The 17,657-nt window shown below is 67.4% G+C and carries 19 protein-coding genes; 18 read left to right on the forward strand and 1 reads right to left on the reverse strand.

What is annotated here, in order from left to right; all coding sequences use genetic code 11:
- Positions 1-148: 148 nt before the first annotated feature.
- Complete coding sequence (locus ACTOWK_RS03650; RefSeq protein WP_441328829.1) at positions 149-1,663, reverse strand: DUF4832 domain-containing protein; 1,515 nt, start codon at positions 1,661-1,663, stop codon at positions 149-151.
- Positions 1,664-2,011: 348 nt separating this feature from the next.
- Here ACTOWK_RS03650 and ACTOWK_RS03655 point away from each other — a divergent pair, with 348 nt between their 5' ends.
- The 18 genes from ACTOWK_RS03655 to queC all read left to right on the forward strand — a co-directional run bounded on the left by ACTOWK_RS03655 (position 2,012) and on the right by queC (position 17,569).
- On the forward strand, positions 2,012-2,242 hold the full coding sequence (locus ACTOWK_RS03655) for a hypothetical protein (RefSeq protein WP_441328830.1): 231 nt from the start codon (positions 2,012-2,014) through the stop codon (positions 2,240-2,242).
- A 125-nt stretch (positions 2,243-2,367) separates the two neighbouring features.
- Complete coding sequence (locus ACTOWK_RS03660) at positions 2,368-3,036, forward strand: esterase/lipase family protein (protein WP_441328831.1); 669 nt, start codon at positions 2,368-2,370, stop codon at positions 3,034-3,036.
- A gap of 172 nt (positions 3,037-3,208) precedes the next feature.
- Positions 3,209-3,940, forward strand: a complete 732-nt coding sequence (locus tag ACTOWK_RS03665) for a YebC/PmpR family DNA-binding transcriptional regulator (RefSeq protein ID WP_441328832.1) — start codon at positions 3,209-3,211, stop codon at positions 3,938-3,940.
- Between the two features lie 16 nt (positions 3,941-3,956).
- Positions 3,957-4,484: a crossover junction endodeoxyribonuclease RuvC gene (gene ruvC, locus ACTOWK_RS03670; RefSeq protein ID WP_057971344.1), complete on the forward strand. Its 528-nt coding sequence runs from the start codon at positions 3,957-3,959 to the stop codon at positions 4,482-4,484.
- Between the two features lie 160 nt (positions 4,485-4,644).
- Positions 4,645-5,238 (forward strand): Holliday junction branch migration protein RuvA, encoded by a 594-nt coding sequence (gene ruvA, locus ACTOWK_RS03675; RefSeq protein WP_441328833.1) that lies wholly within the window; start codon positions 4,645-4,647, stop codon positions 5,236-5,238.
- A gap of 34 nt (positions 5,239-5,272) precedes the next feature.
- Positions 5,273-7,222, forward strand: coding sequence for a potassium transporter Kup (locus ACTOWK_RS03680; RefSeq protein ID WP_441328834.1), 1,950 nt, complete (start codon positions 5,273-5,275; stop codon positions 7,220-7,222).
- Positions 7,223-7,395: 173 nt separating this feature from the next.
- Positions 7,396-7,845, forward strand: coding sequence for a cupin domain-containing protein (locus ACTOWK_RS03685; protein ID WP_441328835.1), 450 nt, complete (start codon positions 7,396-7,398; stop codon positions 7,843-7,845).
- Between the two features lie 646 nt (positions 7,846-8,491).
- Complete coding sequence (ruvB, locus tag ACTOWK_RS03690) at positions 8,492-9,529, forward strand: Holliday junction branch migration DNA helicase RuvB (RefSeq protein WP_057916999.1); 1,038 nt, start codon at positions 8,492-8,494, stop codon at positions 9,527-9,529.
- Entirely contained in the window at positions 9,526-9,963 is a 438-nt protein-coding gene (gene ybgC / locus ACTOWK_RS03695; RefSeq protein ID WP_441328836.1) for a tol-pal system-associated acyl-CoA thioesterase, read from the forward strand. The genes ruvB and ybgC overlap by 4 nt, the downstream gene beginning before the upstream one ends.
- A 116-nt stretch (positions 9,964-10,079) precedes the next feature.
- Positions 10,080-10,859 carry a protein TolQ gene (tolQ, locus tag ACTOWK_RS03700; RefSeq protein ID WP_031373499.1) on the forward strand — a complete coding sequence of 260 codons (780 nt, stop codon included), beginning with the start codon at positions 10,080-10,082 and terminating at the stop codon, positions 10,857-10,859.
- Positions 10,860-10,972: 113 nt separating this feature from the next.
- The gene (tolR, locus tag ACTOWK_RS03705) at positions 10,973-11,422 is read left to right on the forward strand and encodes a protein TolR (RefSeq protein WP_031373500.1); all 450 of its coding nucleotides are present in this window, start codon (positions 10,973-10,975) and stop codon (positions 11,420-11,422) included.
- Positions 11,419-12,369 (forward strand): cell envelope integrity protein TolA, encoded by a 951-nt coding sequence (locus ACTOWK_RS03710; protein WP_441328837.1) that lies wholly within the window; start codon positions 11,419-11,421, stop codon positions 12,367-12,369. Before tolR ends, ACTOWK_RS03710 begins: the two co-directional genes overlap by 4 nt.
- Complete coding sequence (locus ACTOWK_RS03715) at positions 12,370-12,804, forward strand: hypothetical protein (protein ID WP_441328838.1); 435 nt, start codon at positions 12,370-12,372, stop codon at positions 12,802-12,804.
- A 228-nt stretch (positions 12,805-13,032) separates the two neighbouring features.
- The gene (gene tolB / locus ACTOWK_RS03720) at positions 13,033-14,352 is read left to right on the forward strand and encodes a Tol-Pal system beta propeller repeat protein TolB (RefSeq protein ID WP_441328839.1); all 1,320 of its coding nucleotides are present in this window, start codon (positions 13,033-13,035) and stop codon (positions 14,350-14,352) included.
- 83 nt (positions 14,353-14,435) lie between these two features.
- The gene (gene pal / locus ACTOWK_RS03725) at positions 14,436-14,957 is read left to right on the forward strand and encodes a peptidoglycan-associated lipoprotein Pal (RefSeq protein WP_441328840.1); all 522 of its coding nucleotides are present in this window, start codon (positions 14,436-14,438) and stop codon (positions 14,955-14,957) included.
- Between the two features lie 76 nt (positions 14,958-15,033).
- Positions 15,034-15,831, forward strand: a complete 798-nt coding sequence (gene ybgF, locus ACTOWK_RS03730) for a tol-pal system protein YbgF (protein WP_441328841.1) — start codon at positions 15,034-15,036, stop codon at positions 15,829-15,831.
- A 10-nt stretch (positions 15,832-15,841) separates the two neighbouring features.
- On the forward strand, positions 15,842-16,519 hold the full coding sequence (gene queE, locus ACTOWK_RS03735) for a 7-carboxy-7-deazaguanine synthase QueE (protein WP_441328842.1): 678 nt from the start codon (positions 15,842-15,844) through the stop codon (positions 16,517-16,519).
- 351 nt (positions 16,520-16,870) lie between these two features.
- Positions 16,871-17,569 (forward strand): 7-cyano-7-deazaguanine synthase QueC, encoded by a 699-nt coding sequence (gene queC / locus ACTOWK_RS03740; RefSeq protein WP_441328843.1) that lies wholly within the window; start codon positions 16,871-16,873, stop codon positions 17,567-17,569.
- The last annotated feature ends 88 nt before the right edge of the window (positions 17,570-17,657 follow it).

Consider the following 17,657-nt stretch of genomic DNA (forward strand, 5'->3'; position numbering starts at 1 on the left):
TCGCGCGGGCGCAGGCGTATGGAGCGAGGGCGCTCGCGCGCTTATGTGAGCGGCGCCGGGTCCGTTCCGGACCCCGGGCGTGAATGCCTTCGCGACGGCTCGTTGAAGGGCGGGCCGGCGCCCCGGGGTAGAACGCCGGCCCGCTCGTTCAAAGGTCGGCCGCCGCCGCGGCGACGGTCACCGTCCCCAAGTTCAATCGGCCGGCGCCGTCGCGACCGGTGTTCTGCGGCTTGATCGCCGGGCGGCCGGGCCAACTGTCGGCGATCGCCAGGCGCAGCGAATAACTGCCTGGTGCGAGCATGGCCGGTACTTGCGCAGTGGCGTCGACCAATGCCGGCACCGAGTTCGGCAACAACGCGTTCAAGGGATAGTCGAAGGCGGCCTTGGCGCGGGTCGTGCCGCCGGCATCGACCCAATGCAGTTCGGTCTGGTAGACCTGATACAGCGGCGCGGAACCTGTGTTCTCGACGCTCAGCTTGACCGGGATGGCCGCGCCGGCCTGCATGGCGTCGGGCCAGTTGACCTGGCGCACGGTGAACTCGTAGCCGAGCGCGCGCTTGACCTTGAGCATGTTGGTCTTGAACGTCGTCGGCTTGCCCGACGGATTGACCTCATGCTGGCCGGCCGGGCCGAGCCAGGTGAAGTGGTATTCGCGCAGCAGGGTCAGGATGTCGTTGGTGCGCCCGGTCCAGGTCGCCTTCTGGCCGTTGTTCGGGCTTTCGCCGCCGATCGGGTTGAATTTCCAGTTGCCGCGCGCGACGGTGGCGTCGTTGCGGAAGCCCCATTCCAGGTTGTGCCAGCCGCTGTCGTCGCACTCGGGCAGCTTGGTAGCGAACTTGTTGCACATCGCGGTGAACGACGGGAAGTAGTCCTCGCTGAAACCGAAGTTCGTACCGCCGACGTCGGACTGGCGCGCGTAGCGGCTGTGCACCGGCGTTTGCTGGAACGCGGCGGCGTAGGCATCGCGCACCACGCTGCGGGTGGTCGCATCGGGTTCCCAACTGTCGCAGCCGGCGGTGTGCCACTCGCCCCAGAAACCGAGCAGGCCGACGTGCACCGCGGTGATGCGCGGGTCGCCGTCGTAGCGGCGTCCGAACGCCTGCACGAACTGCACTAACTGCTGGCGCATCGCCGGGGTGTTGTAGATCGGCGCGCGGCCGGGGCCGACGTCGTCGCACTGGGTCTGGCTGTAATTGTGGAACTGGATGCCGACCGGCGCCAGTTCGAGGAACTTCGGATACGCGCGCAGCGGCTCGGCTTCGTTGCGGTAGAAGTAGCCGATGTTGTTGGCCACGCTGTCGGGATAGTCGGCGACCGGACGCAGCACGAAGGTGGCGTTGGGGTCCTCGTCGAGAATCGGCTTCAGGTGGTTCGTTTCGAACTTGTCCCAATCGAACTGTTCGTCGGCGCTTTCGATTTCGCGCCACGGGACGTAGATCTGATAGATCGACGCGCCGTAGTGGTTGTCGGGCAGGCCGCCGTCGGCGGCGACGGTGCTGCCCCAAAGCAGGAAGCCGCGATGCGGGTTGGACAGATCGTTGTTGCTTTGGGTGGGGTGAAGCTCGCCTGCGGCTGCGGGCGCTGCTGGAAACATCGCGACCGCGGCGAGCAACGCCGATGCCAGGACATTGACGACGGGCAAAGCGGGGTGCCGCAGGTTCATACGGGCTTCCGAGAGCGGGGGGAGGTGCGGCGAATCCTGGGGGCTGTGAAGACGCGCAGGATTAGCTCGCCGTCACACTCTGGCGGCGATCATGTTTTTATCTTCGACTTTGTCGAGACCGGTCGCGGTTTCGATATTGGATATGTTTGGATTTGTATTGACTGGTTTCAATTGCTACGAATCCGTCGCACTCGCAGCCGGCGCAGCGCACGGGTCGGCTGGCATCGGCTGGCGTCGGCATCTTCGAACTGTGATGACCGGCGGTGTCCGGTGAACATTCGTGGTGGCGCTCTGGCTTAGCCTGCAGGCGCGGACATGCAGTCCGCGGCACCTACAAGGAGAGGTCAGATGCTTCGTACACGGAAAGCGATATTCACGGCAGCGTTGTTGTTGGGATTGGTCGCGGTAGCGGGCTCGGCGTTCGCGCGCTACCCGATCCTCGGCGTCGAATGGGCGGAGTGGACCCGCTACGACAGCAGCGGCAACGCCATCGGCGGCGGCCGCATCGAATGCGACGGTTCGATACAGACCTGGGGCACGTCCGGCGCGCCGACCGGTTTGACCTTGCACCGCTGCTGATCGGCCCGGTGCCGCCGCGCAGCTCTCGCGTTGCGCGGCGGCATCGCTGAATGCCGTCTGGCCCCTAACCGCGCGGTGCTCGCCGCGCGCTTGGATTCGCCGCCGGCGGCGGCCATATTCGCGGCATGGACAGCCGCACCGACACGGACCCCCGCAGCTCCCCCGAACGCGCCGCCAAGCCGCGAGGCCCGCGCCGGGTGCTGTTGCTGCACGGCATCTGGATGCCCGGGGCGTCGATGGCCTGGCTCGGCGCGCGCCTGAGCGCGGCCGGCTTCGAACCCGAGGTCTTCGGCTATGCCGGCGCCGCTGCCGGTCCGGAGGCCTCGATCGCACGCCTGATGGCACGCCTCGATACCCCCTGCCATGTGCTGGCGCACAGCCTCGGCGGCCTGATCGTGCTCGACGCCCTGCGCGAGCAGCCGCAGTTGCCGGTGCGGCGCGTGGTCTGCCTGGGCACGCCCCTGTGCGGCAGCGCCGCCGCCGGCGGCCTGGCCCGCAAGGCCTGGAGCGCCGCGGTGCTCGGCCGCGCCGCCGAGGTGCTGCAACGCGGTTGCCCGCCCTGGCAGGGCGCGGCCCAGGTCGGCCTGATCGCCGGCCGCACCCCGCATGGGCTGGGGCGCTTCTTCGGTCGTTTCGAGGGCGAAAACGACGGCACGGTGGCGGTCGCCGAGACTCGTTTGCCAGGCCTGCGCGACCATGCGGTCATCGACGCCAGCCACAGCGGCCTGCTGTTCTCGGCGCAGGCCGCGTGCCTGGCCGAGGCCTTCTTCCGTCGCGGCCGGTTTGGCGATTGAGCGGGGCGACTAAGCGGGCGGCCGAGCCGGGCGGGGCGTCGTAACGGGCCGAAGTGGGCCAAAGCGGACCGAAACCGGGCCGATCGCCGACGGTTGTCGTCCGGACCGCCGGTGGGCGGGCACGATCGAGTAAAATCGCCGGCTTGTTCAGACAACACGTCCGGTTATTGCCATGGGTAGAGGTCCGTCGATTGAGGCACGCAAGAACGCCGAGGATGCGCGGCGCGGCAAGATCTTCACCAAGATCATCCGCGAGATCAGCGTAGCGGCGCGTTCGGGCGGCGGCGATCCCAACAGCAATCCGCGCCTGCGCAGCGCCATCGACAAGGGCTTGTCGGCGAACATGACCAAGGACGTCATCGAGCGCGCGATCAAGAAGGCGACCGGTGCGCTGGAAGGTGTGGAATACGAGGAAATCCGCTACGAGGGCTATGCCCCGGGCGGGGTGGCGGTGATCGTCGACTGCCTCACCGACAACAAGGTCCGCACCGTCGCCGACGTGCGCCATGCCTTCGGCAAGTTCGGCGGCAACCTAGGCACCGACGGCTCGGTGTCCTTCATGTTCGCCAAGCGCGGCGTGCTGTGGTTCGAAGCCGGCGCCGACGAGGAGCGCATCACCGAGGTCGCCATCGAAGCCGGCGCCGACGACGTGGTGGTCTACCCGGAAGACGGCTCGATCGACGTGCTGACCAGCGCCGAGGCGTTCGCCGAGGTCAAGGCCGCGATGGACGCCGCCGGCCTGGTCGCCGGCCAGGCCGAGGTCACCCTGCGTGCCGACAACAACATCGCCGTGACCGGCGAGATCGCGCAGCAGGTGGTCAAGCTGCTGAACTGGCTGGAAGACATCGACGACGTCCAGAACGTCTATTCGAACGCCGATCTGGACGAGGACGCTTACGCATAACGCGTAAGCTGTCGCTGTGACCAGAATCCTAGGAATCGACCCCGGTTCGCAGCGGACCGGCCTCGGCGTGATCGACGTCGCGGCCGACGGACGCTGCGTGTACGTGCATGCGCAGGCGCTCAAGCTGCTCGACGCCGAGGATTTCCCCTCGCGCCTGGGCCTGCTGTGCGAAGGCCTGGAGGCGGTGCTCGACGAGTACCGGCCCGACCAGGTCGCGATCGAGACCGTCTTCATGGACAAGTCGGCGACCTCCGCGCTGAAGCTCGGCCATGCCCGCGGCGCCGCCCTGGCGACCGTGGTGCGTCGGCGTATCCCCATCAGCGAGTACGCGCCGCGCCTGATCAAGCAGTCGCTGGTGGGCCGCGGCGCGGCCGACAAGCAGCAGGTCCAGCACATGGTGCGGCTGTTGCTGAATCTTCCCGAAGTGAAGCTGCAGGCCGACGCCGCCGACGCGCTTGCGGTGGCCCTGACCCATGCCCACATGAGTGCTACGGCGCTGCGTACCGGCATCGCCACCCACCAGTTGCGCAGGCGCGGGGCGTGAATCCGGCCCGTGCCACAGGCCCGGCGGCGCGCGGGGTAGGGACCTGCGCACGCGCTCGCGTTCCGTCCGATGCGCCGTCTTCGTCTTCGTATCGTCTCAGCCCGCTTCGCGCCCGACCGGTTCGCCGGTGCGCGTGGCCGGCCGTATCTGGAGCTTCACAGTGATCGGTCGTCTCAGAGGCACCCTGATCCACAAGCAGCCGCCGTGGCTGATCGTGGACGTCAACGGCGTCGGTTACGAGCTCGAGGCGCCCATGAGCACGTTCTACGACCTGCCCGAACTCGGTCGCGAAGTGTCCTTGTTCACACACTATGCGCAGAAGGAAGACAGCGTTTCGCTGTACGGCTTCCTGCGCGAGGCCGAACGGCGCCTGTTCCGCGACGTGCAGCGAGTCAGCGGCATCGGCGCCAAGATCGCCCTGGCGGTGCTGTCGGGCGTGCCGGTCGAGGAATTCGCGCGCCTGGTCCAGGTCGGCGACGTCACTGCGCTGACCCGCATCCCCGGCATCGGCAAGAAGACCGCCGAGCGCATGGTCGTCGAGCTGCGCGACCGCGCCGCCGACCTGGCCGGCCTCGGCGCGCCTACCCTCGGCTCCAGTGGGATTCCCGCCGATCCGCAGAGCGAAGCCACCATCGCCCTGCAGCAACTGGGCTACAAACCGGCTGAGGCCGCGCGCATGGCGCGCGAGGCCACCGCCGCCGGCGACGATGCAGCCGCCATCATCCGCAAAGCGCTAAAGTCCGCGCTTCGTTGAGCCAAGGCGGGTTACCGCCACGGAACTACGCGACATGTCCTCCACTGTTCCCTCCTCCCAAGGCAAGCACGCTCACGGCCAGTCGGCCGCGAACGGGCACGACTCAGGCCATCACGGCTCCAAGAAGGGGCTGCCCGGCCTGGTCGTAGGCGCGATTGGGGTGGTCTTCGGCGACATCGGCACCAGCCCGCTGTACACGCTGAAAGAGGCGTTTTCGCCGCATTTCGGCCTGACCGGCAACCACGACACGGTGCTCGGCATCCTGTCGCTGGTGTTCTGGGCGTTGATGATCGTGGTCACCCTGAAATACGTGACCATCATCATGCGCGCCGATAACGAGGGCGAAGGCGGGATCATGGCGCTGATGACCCTGGCCCAGCGCACCCTGGCCAAAGGCGGGCGTTCGGCCTATGTGGTCGGCATCCTCGGCATCTTCGGCGCCTCGCTGTTCTTCGGCGACAGCGTCATTACCCCGGCGATCTCGGTGCTCGGCGCGGTCGAAGGCCTGGAGGTCGCCGCCCCCGGCCTGCATCGCTTCATCGTGCCGATCACCGTGGTGATCCTGGTGATGGTGTTCCTGGCCCAGCGCTTCGGCACCGAGAAGGTCGGCAAGGTGTTCGGGCCGATCACCATGCTGTGGTTCGTCTCGCTGGCCGCCATCGGCATCTACAACATCGTCCAGGCGCCGGAAGTGTTCAAGGCGCTGGACCCGCGCTGGGGCATGCGCTTCTTCATCGAGCACGGCTCGCATTCGGTGCTGATCCTCGGCGCGGTGGTGCTGGCCGTCACCGGCGGCGAAGCGCTGTACGCCGACATGGGCCACTTCGGTGCGCGCCCGATCCGCTACGCCTGGTACACCATGGTGCTGCCCTGCCTGATGCTGAATTACCTCGGCCAGGGCGCGTTCGTGCTGCACCACCCGGAAGCGGTCAAGAATCCGTTCTTCGAGGCGGTGCCGGCCTGGGGCCTGTATCCGATGATCGTGCTGGCGACGATGGCGGCGGTGATCGCCTCGCAGGCCGTCATCACCGGCGCCTATTCGGTCGCGCGCCAGGCCATGCAACTGGGCTACATCCCGCGCATGCAGATCAAGCACACCTCCAGCGACACCATCGGCCAGATCTACGTGCCGTACATCAACTGGATTCTGGCGATCACCGTCATCACCGTGGTGCTGGCGTTCCGCAGCTCGACCGCGCTGGCGACCGCTTACGGCATTTCGGTCTCGGCGACGATGCTGATCGACACCTTGTTGCTGGCCCTGGTCGCGCGCGCGCTGTGGCCGCGCTGGCGCACGTGGGTGCTGCCGCTGTGCGTGGTGTTCTTCGTGGTCGATGTCGGCTTCGTCATCGCCAACGGCGCCAAGTTCTTCCAGGGCGCCTGGTTCCCGGTCGTGTTGGGCCTGGTGGTGTTCACCCTGCTGCGCACCTGGCGCCGCGGCCGCGAACTGCTGCACGAGGAAGTGCGCAAGGAAGGCATCCAGCTCGGCAGCTTCCTGCCCGGCCTGATGCTGGCGCCGCCGGTGCGCGTGCCCGGCACCGCGATCTTCATGACCGCCGACAAGGGCGTGGTGCCGCATGCCTTGCTGCACAACCTCAAGCACAACAAAGTGCTGCACGAGCGCAACGTGTTTTTGACCGTGGAAACGCTGGGCATTCCGTACGCGCCGCGCGAGAAGCGCCTGAAGATCGAGGCGATCGGCAACGACTTCTATCGCGTGCTGATCCGCTTCGGTTTCATGGAAATGCCCGACGTGCCGCTGGCGCTGATGCGCTCGTGCGACGCCGGCGGCATCTATTTCGACCCGATGGACACCACCTATTTCGCCAGCCGCGAAACCGTGGTCGCCAGCCGTCACCGCGGCATGCCGATCTGGCGCGACCGCCTGTTCGCCTTCATGCACCGCAACGCGGCGCCTGCGACCGGCTTCTTCCGCATTCCGGGCAATCGCCTGGTCGAACTCGGCGCCCAGGTCGAAATCTGATCGAGCGCACCTGCGCCGGTCGCGGACCGGCGCGGCACCGGCTTGGCAATCCCCGCCACGAGAACACAGCAATGTCCGTGGCGGGCCGGGAATAATCGTTCCACGCCTGCCGATGCAGAGCGCAGCGCGCCCGACTAGCCTCCTGTCGACCCTACCGACTGCGAGGCTTTGCGATGTCGAAACAACGCGCGTTCGTGATCCAGCCACATGCCGCTGAAACCATCGCCGGCAACGGCACCCAGTTGTGGTTGCTGGCCGACGCCAGCGACTGCTGCGGCGCACTCGGTGCCAACCGCCTGCGCCTGCAAGCCGGCGCGGCCGGCGCCAAGCCGCATCACCACCAACGTTCGAGCGAAGCGTTCTACGTGCTCGATGGTGCGCTTGAAATGATCATCGACGGCGAGACCGTGACCGTCGAGAAGGGCGGCTATGCGGTGATCCCGCCCGGTGTCGTGCATTCCTTCGGCGCCGGCGCGGGCCAGGTCGCCGACGTATTCATCACCCTGACCCCCGGCATCGACCGTTTCGACTACTTCCGCATGCTGCCGAGCATCATGCGCGGCGAAGTCGATGCCGAGCGTCTGGCCGAAGTGCACGACCGCTACGACGTGCATTTCGCTTGAGGGGATGTGCCTGGATTTCACCGCTTCCCTCGCTTGTTGTTCCCCTCTTTGGAAAAGGGGACAGGGGATTTGCCCTTAGCATCAGCCAAAGCAAATCCCCCGGCGCCCGACATCCGCGCTTCGCCATGCGACGCCGGCCGCCAGCCCCCTTTTTCAAAGGGGGCGATTTATCTGCGAGTTCACGATTGGCGATGCCCGTGCTGTTCCCCTTTCTGGAAAAGGGGGGAGGGGCTTTGCCCTTAGCATCAGCCAAAGCAAATCCCCCGGCGGCCGACATCCGCGCTTCGCCATGCGACGCCGGCCGCCAGCCCTCTTTTTCAAAGGGGGCGATTTATCCGCGAGTACACGATTGGCGATGCCGTGCTGTTCCCCCCTTTGAAAAAGGGGGGCAGGGGGGATTTGCCTTTAGCCGCACCCACGGCAAATCCCCCGGCGCGCCGACATCCGCGCTTCGCCATGCGACGCCGGCCGCGAGCCCCCTTTTCAAAGGGGGCGATCTATCTGCCGGTTCACGACTGTCCGCATTTGCGCGGCAACCGGCTCCCCGCGACAAGCTGACCGGCCGCCCACGCGCTGAACCCCGCGATCGGCCGCCCCGGTTCTTTCCGTCCTGCGCACGCCCTACCTCCCATGCGAACATAGCGGCATGACCGAAGACCGCATCATCGCTGCCTCCTCGACCCGTGAAGACGACGCCATCGAGGCTTCGATCCGGCCCAAGCGGCTGGACGAGTACCTCGGTCAGCAACCGGTGCGCGAGCAGCTCAAGATCTATATCGAGGCCGCCAAGCACCGCGGCGAGGCCCTCGATCACGTGCTGATCTTCGGCCCGCCTGGCCTCGGCAAGACCACCCTCAGCCACGTCATCGCCAACGAGCTCGGGGTCAATCTGCGCCAGACCTCGGGCCCGGTGATCGAGAAGGCCGGCGACCTGGCCGCCTTGCTGACCAATCTGCAGCCGCACGATGTGCTGTTCGTCGACGAGATCCACCGCCTCTCGCCCGTGGTCGAGGAGGTGCTGTATCCGGCGATGGAGGACTACCAGATCGACATCATGATCGGCGAAGGCCCGGCCGCGCGTTCGATCAAGCTCGACCTGCCGCCGTTCACCCTGATCGGCGCGACCACGCGCGCCGGCCTGCTGACCGCGCCGCTGCGCGACCGCTTCGGCATCGTCCAGCGCCTGGAGTTCTACAACACCGAGGACCTGACCCGGATCGTGCGCCGCTCGGCGCAAATTCTCGGCATTTCCTGCGCTCCCGAGGGCGCGGCGGAAATCGCCCGGCGTTCGCGCGGCACTCCGCGTATCGCCAATCGCCTGCTGCGGCGGGTACGCGACTTCGCCCAGGTCCGCGCCGGCGGCAACATCGATTTGCAGACCGCCGATGCCGCCATGGCCATGCTCAAGGTCGATCCGGAAGGTTTCGACGACCTCGACCGGCGCCTGCTGCGGACCATCATCGAATCCTTCGACGGCGGCCCGGTCGGAGTCGAGTCGCTGGCGGCCGCGCTCAGCGAGGAACGCGGCACGCTCGAGGACGTGATCGAGCCCTTCCTGATCCAGCAGGGCTATCTGATCCGCACCGCCCGCGGCCGCATGGCGACCCAGCGCGCCTACCGCCACATGGGCCTGAAACCCCGCGCCGACACGGCCGGGCTGTTCGAAGAGGCCTCCGAGCCATGACCGCGATTGAATCGGTGTTCAGTTGGCCGACACGCGTCTATTGGGAAGATACCGACGCTGGCGGTCTGGTCTATCACGCTCAGTACCTGGCGTTCCTGGAGCGCGCGCGGACCGAATGGGTGCGCGCCCTGGGCTACGGGCAGGACGGTTTGCGCCGCGATCACGGGCTGTTGTTCGTGGTCGCGGGCATGCAGATCGGTTTCCTCAAACCGGCGCGGCTCGACGATGCGCTGGAGGTCACGGTGGAACTGCGGCGCTGCCGCCGCGCCAGCCTGATCTTCGCGCAGACCGTGCGGCGCGGTGAGGAAACGCTGATCAGCGCCGAGGTCCGGGTCGCCGCGGTGGATGCCGGGCATCTGCGTCCCTGCGCGATTCCGCCGGCCTTGTTCGCGCAGCTGCAGGCGCAGGAAGTCCAGGCCGGCCGCGACGGCTGAGCCCGGGCCCTCGCGCCCAGGTCACCGTTGAACCCTAATCATCCGGCGGTTCGTTACTCCCCACGGACCACCCAGCCCCACCACAGGCCCGCGTACCGGGCTACGGAGAACCAAGCATGACGTCATCGCTGATCGCGCTTCTGGCCACGACCGTGGAAGCCCTGCCGGAAGAAGCCGTCCAGGCCGTGACCCAAGGCGCCGCCGCGGCCGGCGAAGCCGCCAGCTTCAATCTCTGGGACCTGGTGATCAAGGCCAGCCTCCCGGTCCAGTTCATCATGGCCCTGCTGGTGATCGCCTCGGTCACTTCATGGATCATCATCTTCCGCAAATGGAAGGTGATCCGCCGCGCACGCAGCGAAGCCGATCATTTCGAAGAACGCTTCTGGTCGGGCGCCGAGCTGTCCAAGCTCTACGCCGGCACCACCGAGCGCAACCGCGCGATGGGCGGCCTGGAAGCGATCTTCGAAGCCGGTTTCCGCGAGTTCAACCGCATCCGCCAGCGCCGCGGCGTCGACGCCCGCGCCCAGCTCGAAGGCGCCCAGCGCGCGATGCGCGCGACCGGCTCGCGCGAACTCGACGGCCTGGAACACAACCTCGAACTGCTCGCCAACATCGGCTCGACCTCGCCCTACATCGGTCTGGTCGGGACCGTGTTCGGCATCATGGTGACCATGCATTCGCTGGTCTCGGCCTCCAAGCAGGTCGGCATCGCGGACGTCGCGCCGGGCATCTCCGAGGCGCTGTTGGCCACCGCGATGGGCTTGTTCGTGGCGATCCCGGCGGTGTGGGCCTACAACCGTTTCGCCACCGGCGTGGAACGCCTGGCCGTGCGTTACGACGCGTTCTCCGAAGAGTTCTCCTCGATCCTGCAGCGCCAGGCCCACCTGGACGAGTGATGCGGCTCGCGCCCCATCGCTTGTACGGCCGCCCGCACCGCTGCCTGCACCGCCCGCGTCCGCTGCGCCACGGCCAGCGCGACCGCAACGCGTAACCGACGAGGAATTCCGCCATGTCCGGCACCGCCATCCGCCGCCCGCGCAAACGCAAACTCAAGGCCGAGATCAACGTCGTTCCCTACATCGACGTGATGCTCGTGCTGCTGATCATCTTCATGGTCACCGCGCCGCTGCTGACCCTCGGCATCGACGTCGACCTGCCCAATTCCAACCTCAAGTCGATCGAGACCAAGCAGGACCCGGTGGTGGTCCAGGTCGACGCCCAGGGCAATTACTTCCTCGCGGTCAAGGCCGGCAGCAATGAAGCGGTCAACCGCGAAACGCTGGCGACCAAGGTCGGCGCGCTGGTCAAGCAGAACGGCAAGGAAAAACTGCAGGTCTACATCGCCGCCGACGGCCGTTCGAACTATCAGCCGGTGATGGACGTGATGAACATCCTCAAGGACGTCGGCGTCGAGAAGGTCGGCCTGATGAGCCAGCCCGAGAAGGGCGCGAAGAAATGAGGGAAACCCGCGCCGACACCGCGCAAGCCATCACGCTGGCCGTGCTGCTGCACGGTCTGCTGGTGGCCGCCATTTTCCTGAGCATGCTCTGGAACTGGGATAGCGCGCAGGTGTCCGCGGCGGGGTCGCCGCTGTCTTCGGAGCTGACCGACGTCAGCGATCTCTCGGCGGCGATGCAGCGCACTCTGCGCAACCGCCCCGAGCCGGTCGATCCGTTGCCGCTGCCCGAGCCGGAGGACGCCGCGCCCTTGCCGCAACCCATTCCCGAGCCCAAGCCGCAGGACGCGACCGCGCCGCAGCAGCAATCGCCGCAGGACTTCATCCCGGTGCCGGACACGACCACCCAGGAGCAGGTCGTCGACACGCCGACGCCGAACCGCGCCGAGGAACAGAAGGTCCAGGAAGCCAAGGCACGCCAGGAACAGGTCGACCTGACCGAGCAGAAGCGCCAGGAAGAAGCGCAGCAGCAAAAGCGCCTCGCCGCCGAGCAGCTCGAACGCGACAAGCAGTTGGAAAAGATCCGCGCCGAGCGCGCCAAGCTGCAGCGCGAGCAGAGCCTGAGCGAACAGAAGCTGCAGCAGATCGCCGACGCGCGCGCCGCCAAGGCCAGCCAGAACGCCGCCGCCACGGCGCCGGCGACCACCGGCAACCAGGGCGTCGACAGCGGCCTGGCCGCCAAGTACGCCGCCGCCCTGCAGGCCGCGATCGTCGAGAAGTGGACGCGCCCCGACAGCGTGCCGCTCGGCGCGGGCTGCCGCTTGAACATCCGCCAGTCGCCCGGCGGCGCCGTGCTCGCGGTCGAAGTGGTCGAGCCGTGCGCCTACGACGAGCAGGGCCGGCGTTCGATCGAAGCGGCGGTGCTCAAGGCCCAGCCCTTGCCGTACGCGGGCTTCGAATCGGTGTTCCAGCGCAACCTCAATCTCAACTTCAAAGCCCAGGACCGCTGAGTGGCCGCGGCGAGGAGAGCGTCGATACGCCTGAAGCTGCTGGCCGGCCTGGCGCTGTCGGCGCTGTCCGCGGCCAGTCTGGCTCAGTCGGACCGGGTCGCTCAGAACCAGCAGCGCTACGCCGAAGTCCTGCGCGTCGCCATCGACGAGCAATGGGCGCCGCCGGCCACCACGCCGGCCGACGCCAGTTGCAGCGTCGACTTGCGCCAAGCGCCGGGCGGTCGGGTGCTGTCGGTGCAGGTGATCGAGCCCTGCGGCCTGGATGAGGCCGGGCGGCTGTCTCTGCTCGCCGCCGCGCGCCAGGCCTCGCCGCTGCCCTACCAGGGCTACCAGCAAGTGTTCCGGCCGCAGATCCGGCTCAGCTTCCGGGTCCAGGACGAAGACCCGGTGGTGACCAAGCCCCGGCGCTGGTGGAAACGGCTGCGCGAGCGCTGATCCATCGGTGAAGGCAGGGGCTGGCCCACCGGCCTGGCGGACTCCGATCCGGGCCTGCCGAGGCCCATTCATGTCCCGAATGAGCCGGAATGGGCGCCGACCGCGACCGTTGGGCCGATTCGGCAAGGCTGAAATGTAAATTGACCCCCGCTTTTGAGCCCACGTTCACCCTCCAACGTTAACAATGCCGAACCTGAACAACCCGCGTCGACCGATCACGGAGTGCCGATGAAACGACCCCTGCGCTGGCTGGCCTCGCTGCTGGCTCTCCTGCTTCCCTTCGCCGCCGCAGCCCAACAGCAAGGGTTGGAGATCGACATCGTCGGCGGCAACGCCTCGGCCCTGCCGATCGCGGTGGTGCCGATGCCCTACCAGGGCAGCGGTGCGGCGCCGCAGACCGACGTCGCCGAGGTCGTGCGCAACGACCTCAACCGTTCCGGCCAGTTCCGCGGCCTGCCGGTCGAGCAGATGGCCGCCAAGCCGAGCAAGGGCAGCGAGATCAGCTACCCGGATTGGCGCGCGCTCAATCAGGACTACATCGTGGTCGGCCGCGTGGTCGATGCCGGCGCCGGCAGCTACCGGGTCGAGTACGAGCTGTTCGACGTCGCCAAGCAGCAGCGCCTGCTCGGCTTCGCCCTGACCGCACGCGCCAACGCGATGCGCGATGTGGCCCACCAGATCGCCGATGCGGTCTACGAAAAGATCACCGGCGTGCGCGGCGCGTTCTTCACCCGCATCGCCTATGTCACCGCCACCGGCGTCGGCCGCGGCAGCAACTACGCGCTGATGGTCGCCGACTCCGACGGCTACAACCCGCAGACCGTGGTGCGCTCGCCCGAACCGCTGCTGTCGCCGTCGTGGAGCCCGGACGGCGCGCGCCTGGCCTACGTCAGCTTCGAGGGCGGTAATTCCTCGATCTACATCCAGAACATCGGCACCGGCAGCCGCGAGCTGATCGCCAAGTTCCGCGGCATCAACGGCGCCCCGGCGTTCTCGCCGGACGGCCGCCGCCTCGCCCTGACCCTGTCGCGCAGCGGCAACCCCGAGATCTACGTGATGGACCTCGGCAGCAAGGCGCTGACCCAGCTGACCAACCACTTCGGCATCGACACCGAGCCGACCTGGGCCGCCGACGCCAGCAAGATCTATTTCACCTCCGACCGCGGCGGCAAGCCGCAGATCTATCAGGTCTCGGCCAGCGGCGGCGGCGCTACCCGCGTCACCTTCCAGGGCAGCTACAACGCCAGCGCCAGCGTTTCCTTCGACGGCAAGAAGATCGCCACCGCGCAGGGCGCCGGCAATACCTACCGGATCGCGATGATGGACAGCAGCCTGGGCTCGCCGCGCTGGAGCACGCTGTCGCCGGGTTCGCTGGACGAGTCGCCGAGCTTTGCCCCGAATGCCTCCATGATCATTTATGCTGCGCGCGAAGGACGCCGTGGCGTGCTCTATGCCGTTTCAGCCGATGCCCGGGTGCGCCAGCGCCTGGTGCTCGCCGACGGCGACGTGCGCGAACCGGCCTGGGGACCCTACCGCCTGCCGCGATAAGCGGCCGGGCGTTTCCCTGCGCGCGGACGCGCCACACCCCCCGAACGACTCCTGCCCCACGTTACAACTGACGAGGAATACCCATGAACAACACCGCCCGCATCTTGCTCGCCGCCGTGCTGTGTACCGCGGCCGTCGCCTGCTCGAAGAAGGTCAAGGAAGTCCCGCCGACCGATTCCGGTACCGGCCCGTCCACCAGCACCCCGACCGACACCGGTCCGGTCGCCTCGGGCGCTTACGGCCCGAACGATCTCGACACCGATGCCTGCCTGCGCCAGCGCGTGGTCTACTTCGATCTCGACCAGGATTCGCTGAAGCCGGAATTCCAGGCCATCGTCGGTTGCCACGCCAAGTACCTGCGCGACCGTCCGTCCTCGCGCATGACCCTCGAAGGCAACGCCGACGAGCGCGGCAGCCGCGAGTACAACCTCGGCCTCGGCGAGCGTCGCGGCAACGCGGTGTCCTCGGCGATCCAGGCCAACGGCGGTTCGGGCAGCCAGATCACCGTGACCTCCTACGGCGAAGAGCGCCCGGTCTGCACCGAGTCGAACGAAGACTGCTGGGCCAAGAACCGTCGCGTCGAAATCGTCTACACCGCCAAGTAATCGCGGTGTCGCAGGGCGGCGCCGGGGCATCGGCGTCGTCCACCGACCGATTGAAGAACGAAGGTTGATCTAAGCGATGCGTAAGTTCGCACTAGCCTTGGCGATCGCGGCGGCCTGCCTGGCCGCTACGCCTGCGTTCGCCCAGCGCGCCAGCCTCGCCGACCGCGTCGCGGTTCTCGAACAGCGCGCCTCGGACAACCAGGCCAACCTCGATTTGCTCAACCAGGTGACTCAGCTCAAGACCGAGCTGCAGGCCCTGCGCGCCCAGGTCGAGGAACTGCAGCAGACCACCCGTCAGCTTCAGGACACGAACAAGGCGCAGTACCTGGACACCGACAACCGCCTCAACCGCCTCGAAGGCGGAGTGGCGCCGTCGGCTCCGGCCGTTGCACCGCAGACTCCTCCGACACCGTCGCCCTCGGCGGCGGTGAAGGACAGCGCACCGGTGGTGCATGGCGATGCCGGCCTGCTCGCCCAGAGCGGCGACGAGCGCGGCGCCTACGACACCGCCTTCAGTGCGCTCAAGGCCGGCCAGTACGTCGAGTCGGCGCGTCTGTTCCAGGCCTTCCTGGCCAATTTCCCGAGCGGTGCCTACGCGCCGAACGCCTTGTACTGGCTCGGCGAAAGCTATTACGTCACCCAGAACTACCAGCTCGCGCAGGAAGAGTTCCAGACCCTGCTCGATCGCTATCCGACCCACGACAAGGCGGCCGGCGCGCTGCTCAAGGTTGGCCTGGCCCAGTTCGGCCTCAAACAGGTCGATGCCGCCGAGCGCACGCTCGCCGACGTCGCCACTCGCTATCCCGGCACCGACGCCGCCCGCACGGCTTCCGATCGCCTCAATGCGATCCAGCTGAGCCGGTTGCGCAACTGACCGATACCCGATGAACGCCGTTGCCACCGAGACGGCCGCAGCGTCGTCCGAACGCCTGCGGCTGACCGAGATCTTCCTGTCGCTGCAAGGCGAGTCGAACAGCATCGGCTGGCCGACCGTATTCGTGCGCCTGACCGGCTGCCCCCTGCGCTGTCAGTACTGCGATACCGCCTATGCCTTCCACGGCGGCGAATGGTGGGAGTTCGACGCGATCCTGGCCGAGGTCGCCAAGCACGGCGCCCGCCACGTCTGCGTCACCGGCGGCGAGCCGCTCGCCCAAAAGCGCTGCATCGCCCTGCTGCAGAAGCTGTGCGACGCCGGCTATGAGGTCTCGCTGGAAACCTCCGGCGCGATCGACATCGGCCCGGTCGATGCGCGCGTCTCGCGCGTGCTCGACATCAAGACCCCCGATTCCAAGGAAGCCCACCGCAACCTGTGGAGCAACCTGCCGCTGCTGACCGCCCGCGACCAGATCAAGTTCGTGATCTGCAGCCGCGAGGACTACGAGTGGTCGAAGGGGATCGTCGCCGAGCACCGCCTGAGCGAAATCTGCGACGTCCTGTTCTCGCCGAGCTTCACTCAGCTCAAGCCGAGCGACCTGGCCGACTGGATCGTTGCCGACCACTTGCAGGTACGATTCCAGTTGCAGTTGCACAAGATTCTCTGGAACGACGAACCGGGGCGGTGAGTGGCCGGAGTTCGGGACTCGGAACTCGAGTGCGTGATCGCGGCTCGCCCCGGGCTGGAATGCCGCGATAAAGACTTCGGCTCTCGTTGCTGGCTCTGCTCTTGCTCGTCATTCCCGCGAAGGCGGGAATCCAGAGACTTCAGAACCATGCCGCGGTGAAGCCCTGGCTCCCCGCCTGCGCGGGGATGACGGCCCCATCATCGGCCCCATCGTTTAGCCTTTCCCGAGTCCCGAGTCCCGAGTCCCGAGTCCCGAGTCCCGAGTCCCAAGTCCCAAGTCCCAAGTCCCAAGTCCAAAGTCCAAAGTCCAAAGTCCAAAGTCCCAGTTTCCGATCCCACCTGACCCCACATCATGAAAAAAGCCGTCGTCCTCGTTTCCGGTGGCATGGACTCCGCCGTCGTCATCGCCATCGCGCGCGAGCAGGGCTTCGCCGTGCACGCGCTCAGCGTGCGCTACGGCCAGCGCCACACCTCCGAGCTCGACGCCGCTGCCCGCGTCGCCCACTCGCTCGGCGCGGTCGCCCATAAGACCGTCAACGTCGACCTGCGCAGCATCGGCGGCTCGGCCCTGACCGACGAGAGCATCTCGGTGCCGCTCGACAACGACGGCCACGCCATCGGCGCGGCCGCGGTCAAGGACGACATCCCGGTCACCTACGTGCCGGCGCGCAACACCATCATGCTGTCGATCGCCCTGGGCTGGGCCGAAGTGCTCGGCGCCAACGACATCTTCTGCGGCGTCAACGCCGTCGACTACTCCGGCTACCCGGACTGCCGCCCCGAGTTCGTCGAGGCCTTCGAGCGCCTGGCCAACCTGGCGACCAAGGCCGGCGTCGAGGGCGCCGGCCTGCGCGTGCAGGCGCCGTTGCAGTTCATGAGCAAGGCCGACATCGTCCGCGAAGGCCTGCGCCTGGGCGTGGACTTCGCCGAGACCGTCTCCTGCTACCAGGCCGATGCCGACGGCCGCGCCTGCGGCCATTGCGACGCCTGCCGCCTGCGCGCCGAGGGCTTCAGCGCCGCCGGCGTGACCGACCCGACCCGTTACGTCTGAACGGCCTAGGTCAAAGGGGGCCTGACTCGGCCCCGCAGGTTTTGTTAGAATCACCGGCCCGGCGCAGCGCCGGGACCGCAGCAACCGC

This window comes from Lysobacter sp. CA196 (assembly GCF_052078695.1).
In the GTDB taxonomy this organism is placed as follows: Bacteria; Pseudomonadota; Gammaproteobacteria; order Xanthomonadales; family Xanthomonadaceae; genus Lysobacter.

Coding starts and splice junctions, on each gene's coding strand:
- ACTOWK_RS03650 (WP_441328829.1), bottom strand. CDS start 1,663: ATGAACCTGCGGCACCCCGCTTTGCCCGTCGTCAATGTCCTGGCATCG.
- ACTOWK_RS03655 (WP_441328830.1), top strand. CDS start 2,012: ATGCTTCGTACACGGAAAGCGATATTCACGGCAGCGTTGTTGTTGGGA.
- ACTOWK_RS03660 (WP_441328831.1), top strand. CDS start 2,368: ATGGACAGCCGCACCGACACGGACCCCCGCAGCTCCCCCGAACGCGCC.
- ACTOWK_RS03665 (WP_441328832.1), top strand. CDS start 3,209: ATGGGTAGAGGTCCGTCGATTGAGGCACGCAAGAACGCCGAGGATGCG.
- ACTOWK_RS03680 (WP_441328834.1), top strand. CDS start 5,273: ATGTCCTCCACTGTTCCCTCCTCCCAAGGCAAGCACGCTCACGGCCAG.
- ACTOWK_RS03685 (WP_441328835.1), top strand. CDS start 7,396: ATGTCGAAACAACGCGCGTTCGTGATCCAGCCACATGCCGCTGAAACC.
- ruvB (WP_057916999.1), top strand. CDS start 8,492: ATGACCGAAGACCGCATCATCGCTGCCTCCTCGACCCGTGAAGACGAC.
- ybgC (WP_441328836.1), top strand. CDS start 9,526: ATGACCGCGATTGAATCGGTGTTCAGTTGGCCGACACGCGTCTATTGG.
- tolQ (WP_031373499.1), top strand. CDS start 10,080: ATGACGTCATCGCTGATCGCGCTTCTGGCCACGACCGTGGAAGCCCTG.
- tolR (WP_031373500.1), top strand. CDS start 10,973: ATGTCCGGCACCGCCATCCGCCGCCCGCGCAAACGCAAACTCAAGGCC.
- ACTOWK_RS03710 (WP_441328837.1), top strand. CDS start 11,419: ATGAGGGAAACCCGCGCCGACACCGCGCAAGCCATCACGCTGGCCGTG.
- tolB (WP_441328839.1), top strand. CDS start 13,033: ATGAAACGACCCCTGCGCTGGCTGGCCTCGCTGCTGGCTCTCCTGCTT.
- pal (WP_441328840.1), top strand. CDS start 14,436: ATGAACAACACCGCCCGCATCTTGCTCGCCGCCGTGCTGTGTACCGCG.
- ybgF (WP_441328841.1), top strand. CDS start 15,034: ATGCGTAAGTTCGCACTAGCCTTGGCGATCGCGGCGGCCTGCCTGGCC.
- queE (WP_441328842.1), top strand. CDS start 15,842: ATGAACGCCGTTGCCACCGAGACGGCCGCAGCGTCGTCCGAACGCCTG.
- queC (WP_441328843.1), top strand. CDS start 16,871: ATGAAAAAAGCCGTCGTCCTCGTTTCCGGTGGCATGGACTCCGCCGTC.